Origin of the sequence: Variovorax sp. J22R115 (assembly GCF_030317005.1) — a bacterium.
Taxonomy (GTDB): Bacteria; Pseudomonadota; Gammaproteobacteria; order Burkholderiales; family Burkholderiaceae_C; genus Variovorax.
Map to the genome: position 1 here is coordinate 58,564 of NZ_JASZYM010000016.1, position 18,834 is coordinate 77,397.

Genomic DNA, 18,834 nt, shown 5'->3' on the forward strand with positions numbered 1-18,834 from the left:
GCTTACGGAGTAATCATTGAAATGGAGGATGTCAGGAGGACTCGCAAGATGGAGCCATCCAGATGAGCAGCCACGGCGGGCGCATCCGGTTGCGCCAGCCGCGGCACGATGCCAAGGCAAGGCGCGCCATGCAGGCGACAGAGCCAGTCACGCAAGGTGGCCACATTCTCGTCACTCCAGGGCATGTCGGATGCGACGCAGTTTCCGATCCATCCCGCAGCCGCAGACCGCGCGATCGAATGGCCTGCGCCGTGAGCAGCGCGTGGTTGATGCAGCCCAGGCGCAGGCCGACCACCAGCACCACGGGCATTGCGAGATCGACGGCGAGGTCCGATGTGTCCCAATCGGCTCCCAACGGAACGCAGAACCCGCCCACCCCTTCGACGACCAGCACGTCAGCGCGTTCGGCCAATGCTCGCGCGGCGCGCAGTATCGCGCCGCGATCGATGGCACGGCCTTCGAGAGCCGCGGCGATATGAGGCGCACAGGCTGCATCCAGTCGAAACGGGCCGACCTCAGCGTCTGTCAGCGCCAGTGAGCCTGCCGCCCGCAGGGACCGCACGTCTTCATTGATCCGCTCACCGTCGATCAATCCGGTGCCTGCAGCCACAGGCTTGAGGCCTGCGCTTCGGTAACCCGCCTGCGCGAACAAGTGCAACAGGGCTGCGCTGACACACGTCTTGCCTATTTCGGTGTCGGTGCCGGTGACGAAGAAACCGTGCGACGGTACCGCCCGTTTCACGGAGTCGGCTCCGAGGGTTCTCTTGCAGCGTGCGTCAATCCGTCGACCAGGCGCTGCACGTCCCGGGCGGTATGGGAGGCGCTGAGGGTGATGCGCAATCGTGACGTTCCCACTGGCACAGTCGGTGGACGGATGGCCGGGACAAGTATGCCGCGGGCCTCCAGCGCGGTCGCCAGCGCGAGTGCCGTCTCGTTCGCACCGACGATCAGAGGCTGGATCGCGGTTTCAGATGCAGGCAATACCCAACCAAGTCCAGGGTTTGCGTCGACCAGGCACTGCAGTTGGGCGCGTAGCAGCCGAACCAGCCGCTGAAGGATCGCACGCCGCTCATCGCCTTCCTCGCTACCCACGAGCCTCAAACTCACCCGCAAGGCATGTGCAAGCGCTGGTGGCGATGCTGTGGTGTAGATGTAGGGCCGCGCGGTCTGCACCAGCCAGTCGATCACACTCGGATGTGCGGCGACGAAGGCTCCACCCACGCCTGCGGCTTTTCCAAGCGTACCCATGTAGATCAAGCGCTCGCTGCAAAGGCCGAAGTGCCCCAGACTTCCCTGTCCGTGCGGGCCGAGCACGCCAAAGCCATGGGCGTCGTCCACGACCAGCCAGGCGTCGAAGCGCTCGCAGAGTTCGAGCAGGCCGGGCAGATCGGCCAGATCGCCGTCCATGCTGAACACGGCGTCGGTCACGATCAGCTTGATCGGTGACGCCGCGCGCCGAAGCAGGTCCTCGAGCATCACGATGTCGCGATGCGGGTAGCGCTGAACTTGCGCCTTGGCAAGCCGCGCCCCATCGATGATCGAGGCGTGATTGAAGTCATCGGAAAAGATCGTGGCGTTGGCATCCCCCAGCGCCGTGAGCAAAGCCATATTGGCCATGTAGCCCGTGCAGAACCCGAGCGCCTTCGCGCCTGGAATACACGTCGCCATCCAGGCCGCCAGATCGTCCTCGAACTCGGCGTGGGCGCGCGAGTGCCCGCTGATGAGGTGCGACGCGCCGCTGCCCGCGCCGTAGCGCTGCGCACCCTCGACCAGCGCCTCGATCAAGGCTGGATGGTTGGCCAAACCCAGGTAGTCGTTGCTGCAAAACGAGACCGGGTCGCACCCAGGCAGGCCGAGATGCGAGAAGCGTTGACGTGGCGTGCAAGGCGATTCGGCGACTCGGCGCGACCGGCGCAGACCTCGCGCCTCGCGCTCAAGCAGTTGGCGGTTCAAGTGATGGATCAGGTACATCGGCAGTGGACTGGTTCAGGACTTCATGGAGCGTTTTCAGCAGCCGCTCCGCAAGCCATTCGGAAATCGTGCTGTCCAGCACATAGGGCGGAAGCAAGTAGACGGAGCGGCCGATTGGACGAATCAGCAACTCGTTGGCCCGCCCCGCAAGATGGAAGCGCTCGGCAAAGCGCGCGCCTGCGTGCTCTGGCCGGACGTCGAACGCCCAAATCATGCCGCGTTGGCGCAGGTGCTCGATGCGCGGATCGATGGCCAACGGTGCGAGCGACTTGGAGAAGTTTTCCGCCTCCATGCGATTGCGCCGACGTACATCGTCATTTTCGAATCGGTCGAGCACAGCCAACGCAGCGCGACACGCGAGTGCATTGCCCGAGTACGAGTGCGAATGGAGAAATCCGCGCGCCACGTCGTCGTCCAGGAAGGCCTCGTAGATCTCGTGGCGTGACAGGACGAGCGAGAGCGGAAGATAGCCTCCGCTGATGCCTTTGGACAAGCAGATCAGGTCGGGCCATATCCGAAGTTGGCCCGGCGCCGCCGCCTGCTCGAAGGCAAAGAAAGTGCCGGTGCGACCGCATCCCACCGCAATCTCGTCCGCGATCAAGTGAACCTCGAACGATCGCACAGCGCGCGTACGGTGGCGAGGTACGTCGGATCATGCATGGCCATGCCGGCTGCGGCCTGTACCAAGGGCTCAAGAATGACGGCGGCGATCTGTTCGTGGCGCGCCTCCAGGAGGACTCGCAATTCGTTGGCCGCGCGCGCGGCCACCTGGACTGCGGTTTCGCACGGTCCGGCCTGCCGCGCGTCGGGCGACATGACCTGGTGGGCGGGCATGAGCAGCGATTCGTAGGCATTCCGAAACACGGCCACGTCGGTGACGGCCAAGGCGCCCAAGGTCTCCCCGTGATAGCCATGTCGCAGACATACGAACTCGCGCTTGGAGCCGCGGCCGCGGTTGCGCCAGAAGTGAAAGCTCATCTTGAGCGAGATCTCCACTGCCGAGGCGCCGTCGCTCGCGAAGAAGCAGTGGCCCAACTCACCGTTGGTCAAGTCGGAAAGTCGCTCGGCGAGTTCGACAGCCGGACGGTGGGTGCAGCCCGCCAGCATCACATGCGGCAGTCGATCGAGCTGATCCTTGATGGCGGCATTGATGCCGGCGTCAGCGTGGCCGAAGAGGTTGACCCACCAGGAACTGGTCGCATCGAAGTAGCGGCGCCCGGCCTGGTCATACAGCCATGCTCCCTCGCCGCGCACGATGCCGAGTGGGGGCATCGCCTCGGCACGCTTCATTTGCGTGCAAGGGTGCCAGATCGCACGGGTGCTGCGCCGCGCAAAGTCAGGGGAGATGGACGGGAGCTCCGGAATGTTCATGGTCGTCTCCCGTCGGCAAATGCGCCGTACGTCGCCCGTCGTGATACTCGGGCGACCCTGCCGAGGGATGGATGTCCGGCGAGGACGACATGAGGCACTCCCTTTAGTCGCGCCGCAGACTGTACGAAGGCGCACGCTGCGGTGCCTAGCAGCGTCGTCTCGTTTCCCTCAAGAAACTTCTTGCGGCGCGATCGATAGGGACTTCTTCAGGGGCGTCGTGCCGGCGAAGGCCCGGCTGGTGCTTGTACGGCCGCCGGCGGAGGTACCGGAGGCGGTGACCGTGGGCTCTCCTGTGTCCTGTAGACACTGATCTCGCCCGACAGTTGCCCGCCCTCTTCGACAACGAGCCGGCTGTAGCGAACCTTGCCCGTGACCTTCCCGGTCGCATGAATCACGAGGACTTGCCGCACCGTGAGGCTGCCATCGAACTGGCCGTGTATCGTCACGAGATCGAACTGGGCCGAGCCCTTGAAGACGCCTTGCTCGGCGATCTTCATCACGCGGGCATCCATCGATGCCTCGACCATCCCCTCGACCTCGAGCGTGTCGCAGTCGGTGATCTCGACGCCCTTGAGCTTGATGTTCGGGCCGACGATGAGCTTGCTGCCACCTTCCATGGCCGCCGCCAGTGTCGCGTTGGCCACCTGCGCCGCCGAGGGATTGAAGTCCATGTGGGGTTCCGCTTCGGCGCTCGGGCGAGCGATACCGGAATCCGCTTCGGCATCGCGTGCGCGTTTGCCAAAGAAAGGCGACTGTGTGCTCATGACGTGTCTCCTTCAGAGTGCGCCCATCGTAGGCATGCAGGCCACAATGCCCACCCATGCAAACCCTCTCGCTGCGCCAGATCGCCCTGCTCGTTCCACTCACGCTGGTCTGGGGCCTCAACTGGCCGGTGATGAAACTGGGCGTGGCCGACTATCCGCCGTTGGCCTTTCGCACCCTCTCGCTGTGGCTCGGCCTGCCCGTCCTCGGTCTGGCGCTGGTGGTGATGAAGACGCCATTCCGGGTGCCGCGGCGCCATTGGCCTGAATTGCTCTGGCTCGCGGCCACCAACATGTTCGTGTGGCACGCATGCATCATCCTGGCGGTGAAGGCACTGTCCAGCGGCCGTGCGGCGATCCTGGGTTACACGATGCCGGTGTTCTCGGCCGTGATCGGCGCGGTGCTCTTCTCGGCAATGCTCACGCGTCGCGGCTGGCTGGGCGTGAGCTCATGCGCGCTCGGCGTGGGGCTGCTGCTGTGGCACGAGTTCACCCATCTCGCAGGGCGCCCCGGCTTCGTCGCGCTGGCCTTGGTGGCCGCCGCCACCTGGGCACTGGGCACGCAGTTGCTGCGCCGCACGCGCATCCCGTTGCCCACGCTCACGCTCTCGTTCTGGATGACGGCGCTCACCGCCGTGGTGATGACCTTGCTCTCGCTGGTATTCGAGCGCTCGCAATGGCAGCCCCCCGGCCAAGCCGCCTGGGCCGCGATCGCCTACAACGCCGTGCTGATCTTCGGCTTTGCGCACGCGGCCTGGTTCTATCTCGCACGCGGACTGCCGCCGGTCGCCTCCACCCTGAGCGTCATGCTGATCCCGGTGCTCGGCGTGTTCAGCGGAGCGCTGTGGCTGGGCGAGACGGTGTACTGGCAGGACTGGACCGCCGTCGTGCTCATGATGGTGGCCATCGCTTCGGTACTGTGGCCGGTGCGCGCCGATCGTCCGGAGATCAAGGAACAGGAAATCAACGCAGACTCCCGTAGATCCTTGCGCCCACGGGAGCACTGACGCGTTCGGTCCCCGGTTGCGGAACGCGCCCTTCGCAGGCACGATATTGCTGCAACGCGGACCCACGCTTGCACCCGCCTGCCGGGGTTGCGGCGCCATTGCCGAGCTGCAGGATCAATGCAACGCGCCGCCGATGTTCTTCCTCTGGCCCGACTTCCTCTGGCTCCTGCCAGGCTTGCTGCTACTGCCGGCGGCGTATGTCTGGCTGCTGCGCCGTCGAAGCAAGACGGCCTTGCGCTATAGCAGCCTTGGCGTCGTCCGCGCGGCCGCTGGCCACGCCTGGCGGCGTCACCTGCCTCCGGCGTTGTTCCTGCTGGCCTGCTCGGGGTTGTTGATTGCGGCCGCTCGCCCCGTGGCGCGAGTGCCTCTGCCCTGGGCACGGTCCTCGATCATGCTGGCCATCGACGTGTCGCTCAGCATGCGCGTCACGGACGTGAAGCCGAGCCGGATCGTGGCCGCGCAGGATGCGGCAAAGTCATTTCTGCGCGAGCTGCCCAAGAACATTGAAGTCGGGCTCGTCACATTTGCCGGCAGCAGCCATGTCGCCCAACGCGCGACGCTGGATCGCGATTCCCTTGTTGCAAGCATCGATGCCTTCCAGATGCAGATGGGGACTGCGGTGGGCAATGCGATCGTGCTGTGTCTGGCTGAGCTGTTTCCGGAGCAGGGCATTGAGCTCGGCGACATGACGTTCGGCAGCATGCGCATCGGGCGCAGCCTGGACGAGAAAGCCAAGGCGCCGCCGAAGCAGATCACGCCGGTGGCGCCGGGGTCTTACGACTCGGCCGCGATCATTTTGCTGAGCGATGGTCGTCGCACCACCGGCGTCGATACCCTGGAAGCAGCGAAGATGGCGGCCGATCGTGGCGTTCGCATCTACGTGATCGGGCTGGGGACAGTGGCTGGCGACGCTGCCACGCCAGAGGGCATGGCCATCTACATGCAGCTGGACGAACCGACCCTGCGCGAAGTGGCGCGCATGACCGGCGGCGAGTACCACCATGCGGGCACGGCAGAGATGCTGCGCGGCGTCTATCAAAACCTGGGCTCGCGTCTGCAGGTGCTGACGCGGGAGACCGAGCTCACCGGCGTTCTGGCGCTGATTTCCGCCCTGATTGCGACAGCGGCAGCCACGCTGTCGCTGCTCTGGTTCGGGCGCATCGCCTGAGCGAAGCACTGCTTTCCGCGTTACGGCAGAGCGATCTCGCGCATGAGGTCGCTGCGCACCCACGTGAACGCTCCGGACTGGAGGTTGTTCGCTTGCCAGCGGCGGAATTCGGGATCGGCCGACAACGGGTCCGTGACCTTGGCGTATTCCATCGCGTTCTCGAACTGCACGGTCAGAACATAGCTGCCCAGTTCGCCTGATGCCACGCTCCAAAGCCGCGGGCTGGGCGCGCCATGCTTCTTCCAGAGTGCCGCGCCCGCCTTCAACGATTCGATGACGGTCCCGAGATCGGCTCCGGGGTTGGGTCGCAGGACATATCGCGCTTCGTAGGCCATGGAAGTCTCCTTCGTCGCAGCAAGCAAGAGCCGACATTGAAGCACTTGAACGCTTGCGGGGCAATCGGAAGCCGGCGCGGGCTTCGACCTGCGCCGCTCACTCCTGGCAAAGCGGCGGCACAGGTCGTCGCACCGCCTCAGGCCACCGGCCCGACGAACGAAATCAGCCGCCCCATCCGGGCGATGAAGTTCGACGTGATGATGAACTGCGGCTTGTCGCGCTTCACATAGGGGGCGATATCCGGCGGCACATCGGCCGGGTACGGAGAGGTGTCGTACACATCGCCCACGTGGCGGCTGCGATAGGCCGTGCCGGTGTACGGCGTCGCCGGGCCGTCGCCGCGATACGGGTTCACGATCTCGGGCACCGGCGCGGTCCAGTACTTGCCGTCCACCAGCGCGGCGATGATCGTCTGCACTTCGGATTCCGGCACCACCGGCGTCTTCATCACGGCGCCTTCGAACAGGTCCGGGAAATCCACTTCGCGAATCGCGGCGAAGTACTTCGGCAGGGCGCGGACCGTGGTGGCTCTCAGCGGGGACTTCGCAACCATGGCATCGATCTGCGCCTGCGTCATCGCATTGAAATCGTCCAGGCGCTTTTGCAGCGCGGCGGTATCGACCGAGCGGCCCGACGAGTAGTGGCTGATGGTGTTGGTGATGTCCTTGTCGAAGAAGTACGCGCCGTTATTGATGTTGGAGCCGTAGCGGTGGATGTAGAGCGGCTCGTTCGTGTCGAGCTCGATGAAGGTCGCGACATTGCGGCCGGCGAGCAGCGGGTTGAGGGTCGAGACGTTGGCGGGAAGCTGGATCGAGGGGGACTTCAGCCAGTCGATCGCCTTCTGCAGCTGCGACAGGTACTTCTTGTCGCCGGTCAGCTGGAAGTAGCCCAGGAGCTGCTGAATGTTGGTCTGCGTAGTGTGCGTGGCCAGCGAACGCGGCTCGTAGGAGCGCGCGCCTGCCGGAGCGCCGGCCGGGCGGCCACTGGTATCGCGCGACAGGTGCTGAAGGCTCCAGCCCGACTGCAGGGGCTGCGTCGGCGAGGTCCACTGCATCCGCTGCATGCAATCCATGGCCCGCGTGATGTTGGCCACCAGGTCCGTGCGGCCCAGCGCCATCACGCACAGGGTCAGGAACTTGATGTTCTCGCCCATGACGTCGTCGTTGAAGGTCACGTGCAGCGTGTAGTCGCTGTCTTCCATGCCCGCACGCGCACCCGCAGGCAACTGCGTGGGGTTGGGCAAAGGCATGGAGCTGACCGCGTTCGGGTTGTGCGGAAAGCGCTGCGGCCAGCCGCCGTCGGCCACGCCGAACTGGGGACCGAACTGCGCTTCGGTGATGAACTTGATGGCGTTGTTGGCGGCGGTCTGGTAGACCGGGTCCCGCTTCTCCAGGTACATGCGCAGCATCAGCTGCGAGGCGACTGCGGTGGTGGCGTCGTCGAAGGTCGCGTTGCCGTAATAGTGCTGGAACTCTTCCAGGCGCCAGCCGTTCTTGCCCACGGTGTCGTACCAGTGCTTCAGCGACTCCTCGCCGGCGAAGTCATAGATGTAGTTCCAGCCGCCCGAACTGTGCTGCGCGGAGGCGACCGCCTTGGCGGTGCGGTCGGCCGCCTGGTAGAAGCGCTCGTCACCGGTCGCGTGGTAGGCATCGAGATAGATGTGGCCGATGGAGGAGGTGCCCGGCGGCTGCAGCCAGAGCATGGTGCGTTTGGCTTCCATCTCGCCGAAAGTCTGCGTGAGGTCCGGTGAATACGACCACACGTAGCCGCCCTTGTAGGAGACGACTTCGTCCATGTAGCTCGTGGCGCTCTTGAGCGCGACCAGGGCGGGGGCCTGGGGACCCGGTGCCGGGGCAGGCGCGGGCGCAGGAGCGGCAGCAGGGGGGAGGAAGACGGGGTTGTCGCTGCCGCCGCCGCAGGCGACCAGCGCGACGGGGGACAGGACCGAAAGAGCGAACTGTCTGCGCTTCATGGGCAATCCTTTTCTGGTGAGTGTCTGAAAATCGCTGGCACAGTCGTCAGATGTCGTACAACATCAGTTGTCTTACGGCTGTGGGGCGGCGATTATTGAAGACGCTTTCCCAGAGGGTCAAGCCCATCAATCCGGAAACGCGGGTAACCCCGGGGGGTCGACCCTGTTGTATGACAACGTATGAATTACAAGAGGCAGTCGTTTGAACGGCGAAGGGCCGCCGGGCGACCGCCCTACCCCAGAACGTCGTTCACCTGCTCGTTGAACTCCGCCTGGCTGAGCGCCGCGCCGAGTTCGCGCGGGAGCGCGTCGCGCACCGAGAACACGCCCAGGATCTTCTTGCCCGACAGCAGCGGCAGATGGCGGAAGCCGCGCTCCAGCATCAATACGATGGCGTCCGACACCGGCGTTTCCGGCGGCACGCAGATCGGGTTGGGCGTCATGACCTCGCGCGTCGTCGTGTGCTCGGGATCGAGGCCGCGCGCGAGCACGCGGGTCATCAGGTCACGCTCGGTCAGGATGCCCAGCAGGATGTCCGGCGGTTCCATGATGAGCACGCTGCCGCAGTTGGCGCGCGTCATCACGCACGCGGCATCGCGCACGCTGGCCTGCGGGCCCAGGCTGGTCACATGCTTGCGCGAGATCGACTGGAAAACAGTGCGTTCGGCCATGGTCCGTCCCCCGAAGAATCGGCAATGGTGCGCTTTGCCCGCCCTCAGCGCAAGGCGTCGTTGAGCCGCTCCAGGGCCTTGGCGCCGGGGCACAGCTGCGCGGGACCCAGCGTATTGAGCGGCCGGTCGCTGGTGTTGAGCGCCGTGTGCAGGTCGGTCGCCAGCGGGTCGACGTAGAGCAGTCCGGTCACCACCTCGCCCATTTCCTGGTGCCGCTGCATGTGGGCCATGGCGGCGTAGCGGTCGCCGGGGTTGTAGTCATGGTGCAGGCTGCGCAGCCGCAGCAGGGTGCCGTCGTGCTGGCGCACGTCCAGCACTTCGCCCGGCGCCATGTCCACCGCGATTTCCTCGCGCCCGCTGATGAAGTCGATGCGGCTGACCGCCTCGTTGTGCTCGCGCACGTAGTCGTAGCTCTTGGTGCTGCCGGGGTGGTTGTTGAACGCGACGCAGGGGCTGATCACGTCGATGAAGGCGGAGCCGCCGTGGCTGATCGCGCCTTTGATGAGCGGCACCAACTGCGCCTTGTTGCCTGAGAAGCCGCGCCCGACGTAGCTCGCGCCGAGCTGCAGCGCCATCGCCACGAGATCGACGGGGCTGTCGGTGTTGACGACGCCCTTCTTGCTCTTGGAGCCTTGGTCGGCAGTGGCGGAGAACTGGCCCTTGGTCAGCCCATAGACGCCATTGTTCTCGACGATGTAGGCCATGCGCACGCCGCGCCGCATGGCGTGGGCGAACTGGCCCAGGCCGATGGAAGCCGAATCGCCATCGCCCGAGACGCCGAGATACAGCAGGTCGCGGTTGGCGAGGTTCGCGCCGGTCAGCACGCTGGGCATGCGGCCATGCACGGTGTTGAAGCCGTGCGAGGCGCCGAGGAAGTAGTCCGGCGTCTTGGAGCTGCAACCGATGCCCGAGAGCTTGGCGACGCGGTGCGGCTCGATGTCCAGCTCCCAGCAGGCCTCGATGATGGCGGCGGAGATCGAGTCGTGGCCGCAGCCGGCGCACAGCGTGGAGATCTTGCCCTCGTAGTCGCGACGCGTGTAGCCGACCTTGTTGGTGGCGAGGGTCGGATGGTGCAGCCGGGGCTTCGCGAGATAGGTCATGCGGGTTCCTTGGTCTCGATGGCGCGGCTGATCGCGTCGGCGATGAAGCGTGCCGTGATGGGTGTGCCGTCGAAATGCAGCACCGGCACCAGCCGGGCCGGATCGATGCCCAGCTCGTTGACGAGCAGGCTGCGCATCTGGGCGTCGCGGTTCTGCTCGACCACGAACACCCGCGTGTGCTGCGCCAGGAACCGCACCACGCTGTCCGGGAACGGAAAGGCGCGCAGCCGCAGCGCGTCGAGATGGATGCCACTCTCTTCCAGCGCCTCCAGCGCCTCGTGCATGGACGGGCTGGTCGATCCGAAATAGATCACGCCGAGCTCGGTCTTCTCGGCAGCGAGCCGCAACACCGGCTGCGGCACCAGCGTGGCCGCGGTCGCGAACTTCTTCAGCAGCCGCTCCATGTTGTAGATGTAGTCGGGGCCGCGCTCCGAATAGCGGGCATAGGCGTCGCGCGTGGTGCCGCGCGTGAAGAAACTGCCCTTGGTCGGATGCGTGCCCGGCAGCGTGCGCCAGGGGATGCCGTCGCCGTCGACGTCCTTGTATCGGCCGAAGTCGCGGCCGGCCTCCAGTTCCTCGGCGGTCATTACCTTGCCTCGATCGTAGACATTGCCATCGTCCCACGCGAAGGGCTTGCACAGACGCTGGTTCATGCCGATGTCGAGGTCGGTCATCAGGAACACCGGCGTCTGCAAGCGATCGGCCAGATCCAGCGCCGCCGCTGCGTGCTCGAAGCATTCGTACGGGTCTTCGGGGAAGAGCAGCACGTGCTTGGTGTCGCCGTGCGAGGCGTAGGCACAGGAGAGGATGTCGGCCTGCTGCGTGCGCGTCGGCATGCCTGTGGACGGCCCGCCGCGCTGCACGTTGACGAGCGTGACGGGGATCTCCGCGAAGTAGGCCAGCCCGATGAACTCGCTCATCAGCGAGATGCCCGGCCCCGAAGTCGGCGTGAAGGCGCGTGCGCCGTTCCACCCTGCCCCGACCACCATTCCGATCGAGGCGAGTTCGTCTTCGGCCTGCACGATGGCGAAGCGGTTCTGGCCGGTGGACGGGTCGACCCGGAACTTCGCGCAGTACCGCTGGAAGGCCTCCGCGACAGACGAAGACGGCGTGATCGGGTACCAGGCCGCGACCGTCGCGCCGCCGTACACACACCCCAGCGCGACGGCGCTGTTGCCATCGACGAAGATCCTGTCGCCGACCCTGTTGGCGCGCCGCACCCGCAGGCCCACCGGCTCACGCAGGTTCTCACGGGCGAAGTCGCACCCCAGGTTCAGCGCCTGCACATTGGAAGCCAGCAGCTTCTCCTTGCCCTTGTATTGCTCGCCGAAGAGCTTCTCGACCACTTCCGGCTCGATGCCCAACAAGATCGCCAGCGCGCCCACGTAGACGATGTTCTTGAAGAGCTGCCGCTGGCGCGGGTCGTGATAGACCGCGTTGCAGATCTCGGTCAGCGGCATGCCGATGACGCGGATGTCGTCGCGGAACTTCGACGGCGGCAGCGGCCGCGTGCTGTCGTAGAACAGGTAGCCGCCAGGCTCCAGCTCGGCCACGTCGGCATCCCAGGTCTGCGGGTTCATCGCGACCATCATGTCGGTGCCGCCGCGCCGGCCCAGGTGGCCCTTCTCGGTCACGCGCACCTCGTACCAGGTCGGCAAGCCCTGGATGTTGCTCGGGAAGATGTTGCGCGGGCTCACTGGCACGCCCATGCGCAGGATCGCCTTGGCGAACAGCTCGTTGGCCGAGGCCGAACCCGAGCCGTTGACGTTGGCGAACTTGATGACGAAATCGTTGACCGCTTCGATTCGCGGAGCCGCACTCATGCCGGCACCTCCTCTTCAATGCGCGTGGCCCCTGCCGGCGTCATCTTCAGCAGGAACTTCTGCATGTCCCAGGCTCCCGTTGGGCAGCGCTCGGCGCACAGGCCGCAGTGCAGGCAGACGTCCTCGTCCTTGACCATCACGCGGCCGGTCTTGAGGCCGCCGGACACGTACAGGTCTTGCGCCAGATTGAGCGCCGGCGCCTTCAATCGTCCGCGCAGCTCCGCTTCGTTGCCGTTGTCGGTAAAGGTGATGCAGTCCATCGGGCAGATGTCCACGCACGCGTCGCATTCGATGCAGGCGGTCTCGGTGAACACGGTCTGCACATCGCAGTTCAGGCAGCGCTCGGCTTCCTTGAAGGCGGTGGCGGCATCGAAGCCCAGTTCGACTTCCACGCGGATGCTGGCCAGCGCCTTCTCGGCCTTGGCCCAGGGCACCTTGTAGCGCGGATCGTTGGAGGTGTCGTTGTCGTAGCTCCACTCGTGGATGCCCATCTTCTGCGACACCAGGTTGGTCATCGGCGGAGGACGGACATGGACCGGCTCGTCATTCAGCAACTGGTCGATGGAGACAGCGGCCTCGTGCCCATGGGCCACGGCCGTGATGATGTTCTTGGGGCCGAAGGCCGCATCGCCGCCGAAAAACACGTTGGGCACCGTGGCCTGGAAGGTGTTCTCGTCAAGCTTGGGCAAGCCCCACTTGTCGAAGTCGATGCCGCAGTCGCGCTCAATCCATGGGAAGGCGTTCTCCTGGCCCACGGCCACCAGCACTTCATCGCACTCGAAGAAGGCCTCCGGCTCACCGGTGGGCACCAGCGTACGGCGGCCCTGCGCGTCGTACTCCGCGCGGACGATCTCGAAGCGCATGCCCTTCAGCTTGCCGTCCTCGTGCACGAAGGCCTTCGGCACATGGAAGTTGATGATCGGGATGCCCTCATGCTGGGCGTCCTCCTTCTCCCAGGGCGAGGCCTTCATCTCCTCGAAGCCGCTGCGCACGATCACCTTCACGTCGGTGCCGCCGAGACGTCGCGCCGAGCGGCAGCAATCCATCGCGGTATTGCCGCCGCCCAGCACGATCACGCGCCGGCCGATGCTGGTGACGTGACCGAACGACACGGAGTTGAGCCAGTCGATGCCGATGTGGATGCTGTCAGCCGCTTCCTCCCGGCCGGGCACGTCGAGATCGCGACCGCGCGGCGCGCCGCAGCCGACGAAGATCGCGTCCCAGCCCTGCGCCATCAGCGCCTTCATCGAGTCGATGCGCTCGCCGCCGCGGAACGCCACGCCCAGGTCGAGGATGTAGCCCGTCTCCTCGTCGATCACCGACTCGGGCAGCCGGAAGCGTGGGATCTGCGTGCGGATGAAGCCCCCGGCCTTGGCCTCGCCATCGAACACCGTCACTTCGTAGCCCAGCGGCGCAAGGTCGCGCGCGACGGTGAGCGAGGCCGGCCCCGCGCCCACGCAGACGATGCGCTTGCCGTTCTTCGGCGCGACCGTCGGCATGCGCGAACGCACGTCCTCCTTCATGTCGGCCGCCACGCGCTTGAGCCGACAGATCGCCACCGGCTCGGGGTCTTTCGCATTACTTTCCTCGACACGCCCGCGACGGCAGGCCGGTTCGCAAGGCCGGTCGCAGGTGCGCCCGAGGATGCCGGGGAAGACATTGGAGACCCAGTTGACCATGTACGCATCGCCGTAGCGGCGTTGCGCGATCAAGCGGATGTATTCGGGAACAGGGGTGTGCGCCGGACAGGCGTACTGGCAATCCACGACCTTGTGGAAGTAGGCCGGGTTGGCGATGTCGGTTCGCTGCAAGGCTTGTCTCCTGGCTGCTGCCCGCTGCCCCGGGGGAAGGGCAATCGCGGGTCTGCCGCCAGTATGCGCCGCCCAGGGCGCATCAATTCGTTGGTGGAATCCCGCAGCGTCCCGTCGTCAGTATTTGAGCCAGGTTCCCTTCAGCTTCGCTTGCCCCACTCCGGGCTTGCCGAAATCGCAGACACCCTGGGCGAAGATGCCTTGCAGGCGCAGTTTCTCCGGCCCCGTGAGGACCACCGGCGCATAGTCCGCATCGTCCAGCGGCTTGAGCTCGCACTTGAGCACGTCGTCGCTTGCCGGGCCGCCCGCCACCATGCGCGGCGCCGGTGTCTTCGGATAGAGCGTGTTGCACATACCGCTGCCGTTCAGCGTGGCGACCTCCTTGTAGCGCGTGCCGTCGTTGACGTCCCAGCACGAATCGACCGCGTCGGCCGGCTTGTAGAGCGCCACCTTGTCGGCCGTGAGCGCCGCGGGATCGGCCGTGATGCCGTCGAGCCAGGTCGTCATCAGCGTGAGACGGGTGAGCATCAGGTCTCTGAGCAGCAGCGACAGCGGCAGGACCTGCGCAGGCTTGCCGATTACCTGTGCCAGCTGTGGATTCGGAAACAACCAGATCACCTGGTTGTCCGCGCGGCCGTTGGCCTTCATGAGCTGCTCGCGGATCTTGATGTCGTTGTAGATCGTATGGATGTCGCCACCCGGCTCGGCGTAGGGATGCACGCTGAGGATCGGCACGGTCGCCAGGCCGCCGCTGCCGGAGCCGATGCGGCCCAGTTCGTAGGCGCGGGTCAACCCTTCGGCGTCCGCCACCGTGCGCTGGGGCTTCACGATGTTGCCGTCCGCGTCGTAGCCGCCGATGTTCTCGTTCAGGTCCAGGAACTGCGTGGCGGTGATCAGGCCTTTCCTGAGCCCGTCCAGCCCGTACTGCACGCCCACGTTGTCGAGCGGCCTGCGCACGAAGCCGGTGGCCGGATCGCGCCCCAGGCTGTTGACGTTGATGTCATACACCGTGCAGCGCGCGCCGGCAGGGTTGGTGAGCGTGTTGTAGACCTTGCTGCTGTCGTTCAGGCCGCAGGCCGGCGACACCGCCCCGTTGGTGGCCAGGATGGCATTGCCGTTGCCCGCATCCCAGTTGGCGCAGACGGTGTTCATGTGGCCTTCGAATGCCTTGCGCGCGCCGGACGACGCGGGATTGGCGGCGAAGTAGCGGTTCAGCAGGCGGCAGTCGGACACCGCCATCGCCGTGCCGAACACGTCCGGAAAGGCCGCGTCGGGCATGATCCCGTCGAGGATGCCAGGGTAGTTCTGCGCGATCAGCATCTGCTGGATGGCACCGCCCGATCCGCCCATGCCGACCATCCAGCGCGGCACGCCGTAGGTCTTGGCGATGTGTTCGCGAATCATGGTTGCGGTCTCGGCCGCGACCACGTCGTTGACGTTCACCTTGTTGATGTTCAGCGTCGAGACGACGTAGGCAAAGCCTCGCTCCAGCGCCTTGATGCTCTGCTGGTCGACCGCATCGCTCTTGAAGGCGTCGGTCACCGAATTGGAGCCCTGGTTGTACTGGGCTGCCGTCGATTCGCCGAAGCGGAACACGACACGCCGGTTCCAGCCCGCACTGTTCAACTGCCCCGGGACGGCGGGATCGTCGAGCACGGCGATGCGGTAGATCGAGCGATTGATGGTGCCGGACTCCACACGGACGATGAAGGGCACCGTCTTGCCGTCGATGGTCGTCGCGTTCGCGATGTCCGCGGGGCGGGGGCCGAATGGATCGGTCAACGATTGGCGCACACCGGCAGACGTGAAGTAGAACCACTCGAGGCGCGTGTTGACGGAACAGCTGGCATCCAGCGGTGCGCCCAGGCCGGACTCGCTGGTGCGGCATTCGAAAGGCGACAGTTGCGGCCCCGAGAACATCGGCCCGGTGATCGGATGGTTCGTGACCGCGAGTTCGCCGTAGGCCTTGTCCGGTCCCACCTGCGCCACCAGCTTGTTCGCACCCACGGCGAGGCCGGACACCAGCCCTCGCAGCTTGCGGCCGTCGGTGGAGGCCTCGAGCATTGCCGTGACGTCGTTGCCGTTGCTCAGCACCTTCACGTCCGCCGCCTTGAGATCGTTCGGCACCTCGACTTCGACCAGCGTGTCGCCGCCGCTGACCAGGTCCGGTCGACTGGAAAGCGTCGTGAGTTTCAACTCGACGGGGGTCTGCCCGGTCGGGTCGATCGGGTCGATGGGATTCGTCGAGCCGCCTCCAGTGGCCGGGGGCTGCGGCGTTGCCGCGGCAGGCGGCGGGGCCATGAAGGCACTTCCGTTGCCGCCTCCGCCGCAGGATGCCAGTCCACCGGCCAGCAGGCTGGCCATCAAGGTTGCCAGCAAGGCTTGCCGCAGGCCCGGTCCAGGTCTCGGGTTCATCGATACCTCCTCGTTGTATTCGTTGGATTCGCGGGGGTCGTGCGCCCGGCTCAGAAGCCGGCGGGCCGCCCCATGTCGGGCTTGGAATAGTCGCAGACGCCTTGCGGGAAGATCCTGTTCAGCCAAGCCTTCTCCGCCGGGCTGAATGGGTCGGCGCCGCCGCCGGCGCTCGGCGCGTAGGTTCCGTCGGCGAGCGCGCTGGCGACCGGCTTGGACGCGCACTTGAACATGTCCCCGCGGTACGAATCGCCAGCGACCATGCGCGGGCTCGTGTTGACGGTGAAGCTCTGCGTGCAGGCGCCCGCGCTGCCACCGTCGAGGATGCCGCTCCAGACTTGCGATCCGGCTCCAATGGTCTGCCCTGCCGCGTCGAAGCACTGGTCGACGAATCGGGCCGGTTTGGCGTCGTTCGTGAGGTAAGCGTCGAGCACCGCGAGCGCATCTGTGGCGCGCGTGGCAACGCCGGCCGTGCTGGTCTCGCGGGTGAACCAGATCACCTGGTTACCGGCATTGCCGCCGCCGGCTGCAAGACGCGCACGCGCCGAGAACGACTGGCGGGAGTTGTGCATGTCCAGCACGTCTTCCTTCCACGGCCGCAGATCGATCAGCGGGATGTCGAGCGTCTTGCCGGTGAACACCTGCCCCGAGGTGTAGGCAAGGTTCATCGCCTTCACGTTGCCGCTGCGCCGCGGCGCGGGCGTGCCGGCGTCGGTGCGACAGTCGGCGCTGCGCCGCATGTTGCGGCTGTCGAACGGGTCGGTGGGCGGTAGCAGCCAGTTCAGGAACTCGTCCTGCTCCTTCCAGCTGCCGGCGCAGGCATTGATGCGCAGGAATTCCTGCGCGGAGATCGCACCGTCCTTCAGTGCCTTGAGGCCGTACTGCACGCCCACGTTGTCGATCGGGATCGGCGCGAAGCCTTGGGCGTCTGTGCCGTAGATGTTGGCCAGGTCGTTCCAGTGGGTCCACTTCACGTTGGCGAACGCGTTGGGCCAACCCAGGAGTGCCGCCGTGCTCGGGAAGGCTGGATCGGTGAAGACCGGATTGAAGACCACCGGCCCCGCCTTGCCCCAGCCTTCGATGCATTCGGACGAGCCCGTGCCACCCAGGAAGCTGTTGGGACGCACATCGCTCGTGGCCAGGCCCTCGACCAGCGTGCGACGGCTCCACGTGGCCCACATCGACGATGGATCGAGCGCGACCTCGTCCTTGAAGTACTGCTCGAGCAGCGGGCAGTCGGACACGTAGGGCACCTGCGTCACCATGTCCGGATAGGACTGGATCGGCACGCCCGCATCGAAGAGGCCCTTAGGCCTGTTCTGCGCGTAGACGTACTGCTGCACGGCGCCGCCGGAGATACCCATGGCGACGGTGTACTTCGGCGTGCCGTAGGTCTGGACGAAATGCTCCTTGACCATGACGGCCGTTTCCTCGCCCAGTTGCAGGTTGTAGTGCACGCCCGTCTCGTTGCCCGACGACGAAACGACGGCGTAACCCTGCTCCAGCAGACGCGGCATCACCGGCTTCTCCTCACTCCAGAGCCCGCCGAACCACATGGCCTTGCCCTGCTGGTGGCCCACGCCCACGCCGCCGCGCATCCAGTAGACGAGCTTCTGGTTCCACGCCGAGTTGTTCAGGTCCTGCGGCTGCGCGGTGGTTTCCGCGAAGGGTGCCAGCATCGCCACGCTGTACGCGAAGCGATTGATGGTGCCGGCTTCGACGCGCACGACGAAGGGCACGTCGACGCCGTTGACGCGCACGCGCTGCAGGTTGGCCGGCGGCGTCGTGAACTGCGTGGCGGGATTGAAGGGGGCGAAGTCGGTGCCCGTGTAGTAGAAGTAGCGCAGCTGCGTCTTCACACTGCAGCTCTTGCTGTAGCCCAGCAACGGACTGCTCGCATTGCCCGGCACCTGGTAGATCGGCTGGCCCACGCCGTCGTGGTTGTCGACCTCGGGCGCGCCCAGGTTCGACAGCTGCGTCAGGCAGAGGAAGGCCGACTGCTGCGGACCACTGAAGGCGGTCTCGCCGGACGGGCCCATTTCGTTCACCCAGAACTTCAGGCCCGCCAGCGAGACTTCCGGCCTCGGGGTACCCGGATCTGGGACCTTCGTGTCGGGAACCTGGGTGTCCGGATCAGTCGTTGTCGGGTTGGCGACGCCGCCGGTTCCGGAATCCGAGCCGGCGGGCGTCTGAGCCGAAGGGGGAAGGAAGGCGGAGCCACCGCCACTGCCGCCTCCTCCACATGCAACCAGGGCCACTGCGCTCACGCCCACACTCATCCACGCGGCCGCCATCCGCGCCCGCTTCCAGCACTCGTTCATTCGCTTGTCTCCATCCTTGTCGTTCGATCGTAGGGCCCGGGCCGTTGGCCCACCAGTCAGATCAACGGGAAGTTGCTGTCAGATAAACGGGCATCGGACTCAGGGGAATC

Annotated in this window: 12 protein-coding genes and 2 pseudogenes; 2 read left to right on the forward strand and 12 right to left on the reverse strand. The window is 65.8% G+C overall.

Annotated elements, in window-relative coordinates:
- Nucleotides 1–2: 2 nt before the first annotated feature.
- The 4 genes and pseudogenes from bioD to QTI04_RS26075 form a co-directional block, all read right to left on the reverse strand.
- Nucleotides 3–742, reverse strand: a pseudogene (bioD, locus tag QTI04_RS26060) (dethiobiotin synthase).
- Complete coding sequence (gene bioF / locus QTI04_RS26065; protein WP_286618064.1) at nucleotides 739–1,971, reverse strand: 8-amino-7-oxononanoate synthase; 1,233 nt, start codon at nucleotides 1,969–1,971, stop codon at nucleotides 739–741. Before bioF ends, bioD begins: the two are co-directional and overlap by 4 nt.
- Nucleotides 1,934–3,342, reverse strand: a pseudogene (bioA, locus tag QTI04_RS26070) (adenosylmethionine--8-amino-7-oxononanoate transaminase). The gene bioF and the pseudogene bioA overlap by 38 nt, the downstream one beginning before the upstream one ends.
- Before the next feature lie 206 nt (nucleotides 3,343–3,548).
- Nucleotides 3,549–4,106: a polymer-forming cytoskeletal protein gene (locus tag QTI04_RS26075; protein WP_286618065.1), complete on the reverse strand. Its 558-nt coding sequence runs from the start codon at nucleotides 4,104–4,106 to the stop codon at nucleotides 3,549–3,551.
- 56 nt (nucleotides 4,107–4,162) lie between these two features.
- Here QTI04_RS26075 and QTI04_RS26080 point away from each other — a divergent pair, with 56 nt between their 5' ends.
- Complete coding sequence (locus QTI04_RS26080) at nucleotides 4,163–5,110, forward strand: DMT family transporter (protein ID WP_286600722.1); 948 nt, start codon at nucleotides 4,163–4,165, stop codon at nucleotides 5,108–5,110.
- A 133-nt stretch (nucleotides 5,111–5,243) separates the two neighbouring features.
- Nucleotides 5,244–6,278 carry a VWA domain-containing protein gene (locus QTI04_RS26085; protein WP_286600721.1) on the forward strand — a complete coding sequence of 345 codons (1,035 nt, stop codon included), beginning with the start codon at nucleotides 5,244–5,246 and terminating at the stop codon, nucleotides 6,276–6,278.
- Between the two features lie 20 nt (nucleotides 6,279–6,298).
- Here the strand turns inward: QTI04_RS26085 and QTI04_RS26090 are convergent, their stop codons facing one another.
- The 8 genes from QTI04_RS26090 to QTI04_RS26125 form a co-directional block, all read right to left on the reverse strand.
- Entirely contained in the window at nucleotides 6,299–6,613 is a 315-nt protein-coding gene (locus tag QTI04_RS26090) for a hypothetical protein (protein WP_286618066.1), read from the reverse strand.
- Between the two features lie 137 nt (nucleotides 6,614–6,750).
- Nucleotides 6,751–8,586: a pectate lyase gene (locus tag QTI04_RS26095; protein WP_286618067.1), complete on the reverse strand. Its 1,836-nt coding sequence runs from the start codon at nucleotides 8,584–8,586 to the stop codon at nucleotides 6,751–6,753.
- Nucleotides 8,587–8,819: 233 nt separating this feature from the next.
- On the reverse strand, nucleotides 8,820–9,257 hold the full coding sequence (locus tag QTI04_RS26100) for a cyclic nucleotide-binding/CBS domain-containing protein (protein ID WP_286600716.1): 438 nt from the start codon (nucleotides 9,255–9,257) through the stop codon (nucleotides 8,820–8,822).
- Between the two features lie 44 nt (nucleotides 9,258–9,301).
- Nucleotides 9,302–10,357, reverse strand: coding sequence for a 2-oxoacid:ferredoxin oxidoreductase subunit beta (locus QTI04_RS26105; protein WP_286618068.1), 1,056 nt, complete (start codon nucleotides 10,355–10,357; stop codon nucleotides 9,302–9,304).
- Nucleotides 10,354–12,180 carry a 2-oxoacid:acceptor oxidoreductase subunit alpha gene (locus tag QTI04_RS26110; RefSeq protein WP_286618069.1) on the reverse strand — a complete coding sequence of 609 codons (1,827 nt, stop codon included), beginning with the start codon at nucleotides 12,178–12,180 and terminating at the stop codon, nucleotides 10,354–10,356. The genes QTI04_RS26105 and QTI04_RS26110 overlap by 4 nt, the downstream gene beginning before the upstream one ends.
- On the reverse strand, nucleotides 12,177–13,991 hold the full coding sequence (locus QTI04_RS26115) for an FAD-dependent oxidoreductase (protein ID WP_286618070.1): 1,815 nt from the start codon (nucleotides 13,989–13,991) through the stop codon (nucleotides 12,177–12,179). Before QTI04_RS26115 ends, QTI04_RS26110 begins: the two co-directional genes overlap by 4 nt.
- 117 nt (nucleotides 13,992–14,108) lie before the next feature.
- On the reverse strand, nucleotides 14,109–16,406 hold the full coding sequence (locus QTI04_RS26120; RefSeq protein WP_286618071.1) for a DUF6351 family protein: 2,298 nt from the start codon (nucleotides 16,404–16,406) through the stop codon (nucleotides 14,109–14,111).
- A gap of 50 nt (nucleotides 16,407–16,456) precedes the next feature.
- Nucleotides 16,457–18,724, reverse strand: coding sequence for a DUF6351 family protein (locus QTI04_RS26125; protein ID WP_286618072.1), 2,268 nt, complete (start codon nucleotides 18,722–18,724; stop codon nucleotides 16,457–16,459).
- Nucleotides 18,725–18,834: the final 110 nt, after the last annotated feature.

Excerpts from the sequence above, each read along its gene's own strand:
- bioF (WP_286618064.1), bottom strand. The coding sequence starts at position 1,971 with ATGTACCTGATCCATCACTTGAACCGCCAACTGCTTGAGCGCGAGGCG.
- QTI04_RS26075 (WP_286618065.1), bottom strand. The coding sequence starts at position 4,106 with ATGAGCACACAGTCGCCTTTCTTTGGCAAACGCGCACGCGATGCCGAA.
- QTI04_RS26080 (WP_286600722.1), top strand. The coding sequence starts at position 4,163 with ATGCAAACCCTCTCGCTGCGCCAGATCGCCCTGCTCGTTCCACTCACG.
- QTI04_RS26085 (WP_286600721.1), top strand. The coding sequence starts at position 5,244 with ATGTTCTTCCTCTGGCCCGACTTCCTCTGGCTCCTGCCAGGCTTGCTG.
- QTI04_RS26090 (WP_286618066.1), bottom strand. The coding sequence starts at position 6,613 with ATGGCCTACGAAGCGCGATATGTCCTGCGACCCAACCCCGGAGCCGAT.
- QTI04_RS26095 (WP_286618067.1), bottom strand. The coding sequence starts at position 8,586 with ATGAAGCGCAGACAGTTCGCTCTTTCGGTCCTGTCCCCCGTCGCGCTG.
- QTI04_RS26100 (WP_286600716.1), bottom strand. The coding sequence starts at position 9,257 with ATGGCCGAACGCACTGTTTTCCAGTCGATCTCGCGCAAGCATGTGACC.
- QTI04_RS26105 (WP_286618068.1), bottom strand. The coding sequence starts at position 10,357 with ATGACCTATCTCGCGAAGCCCCGGCTGCACCATCCGACCCTCGCCACC.
- QTI04_RS26110 (WP_286618069.1), bottom strand. The coding sequence starts at position 12,180 with ATGAGTGCGGCTCCGCGAATCGAAGCGGTCAACGATTTCGTCATCAAG.
- QTI04_RS26120 (WP_286618071.1), bottom strand. The coding sequence starts at position 16,406 with ATGAACCCGAGACCTGGACCGGGCCTGCGGCAAGCCTTGCTGGCAACC.
- QTI04_RS26125 (WP_286618072.1), bottom strand. The coding sequence starts at position 18,724 with ATGAACGAGTGCTGGAAGCGGGCGCGGATGGCGGCCGCGTGGATGAGT.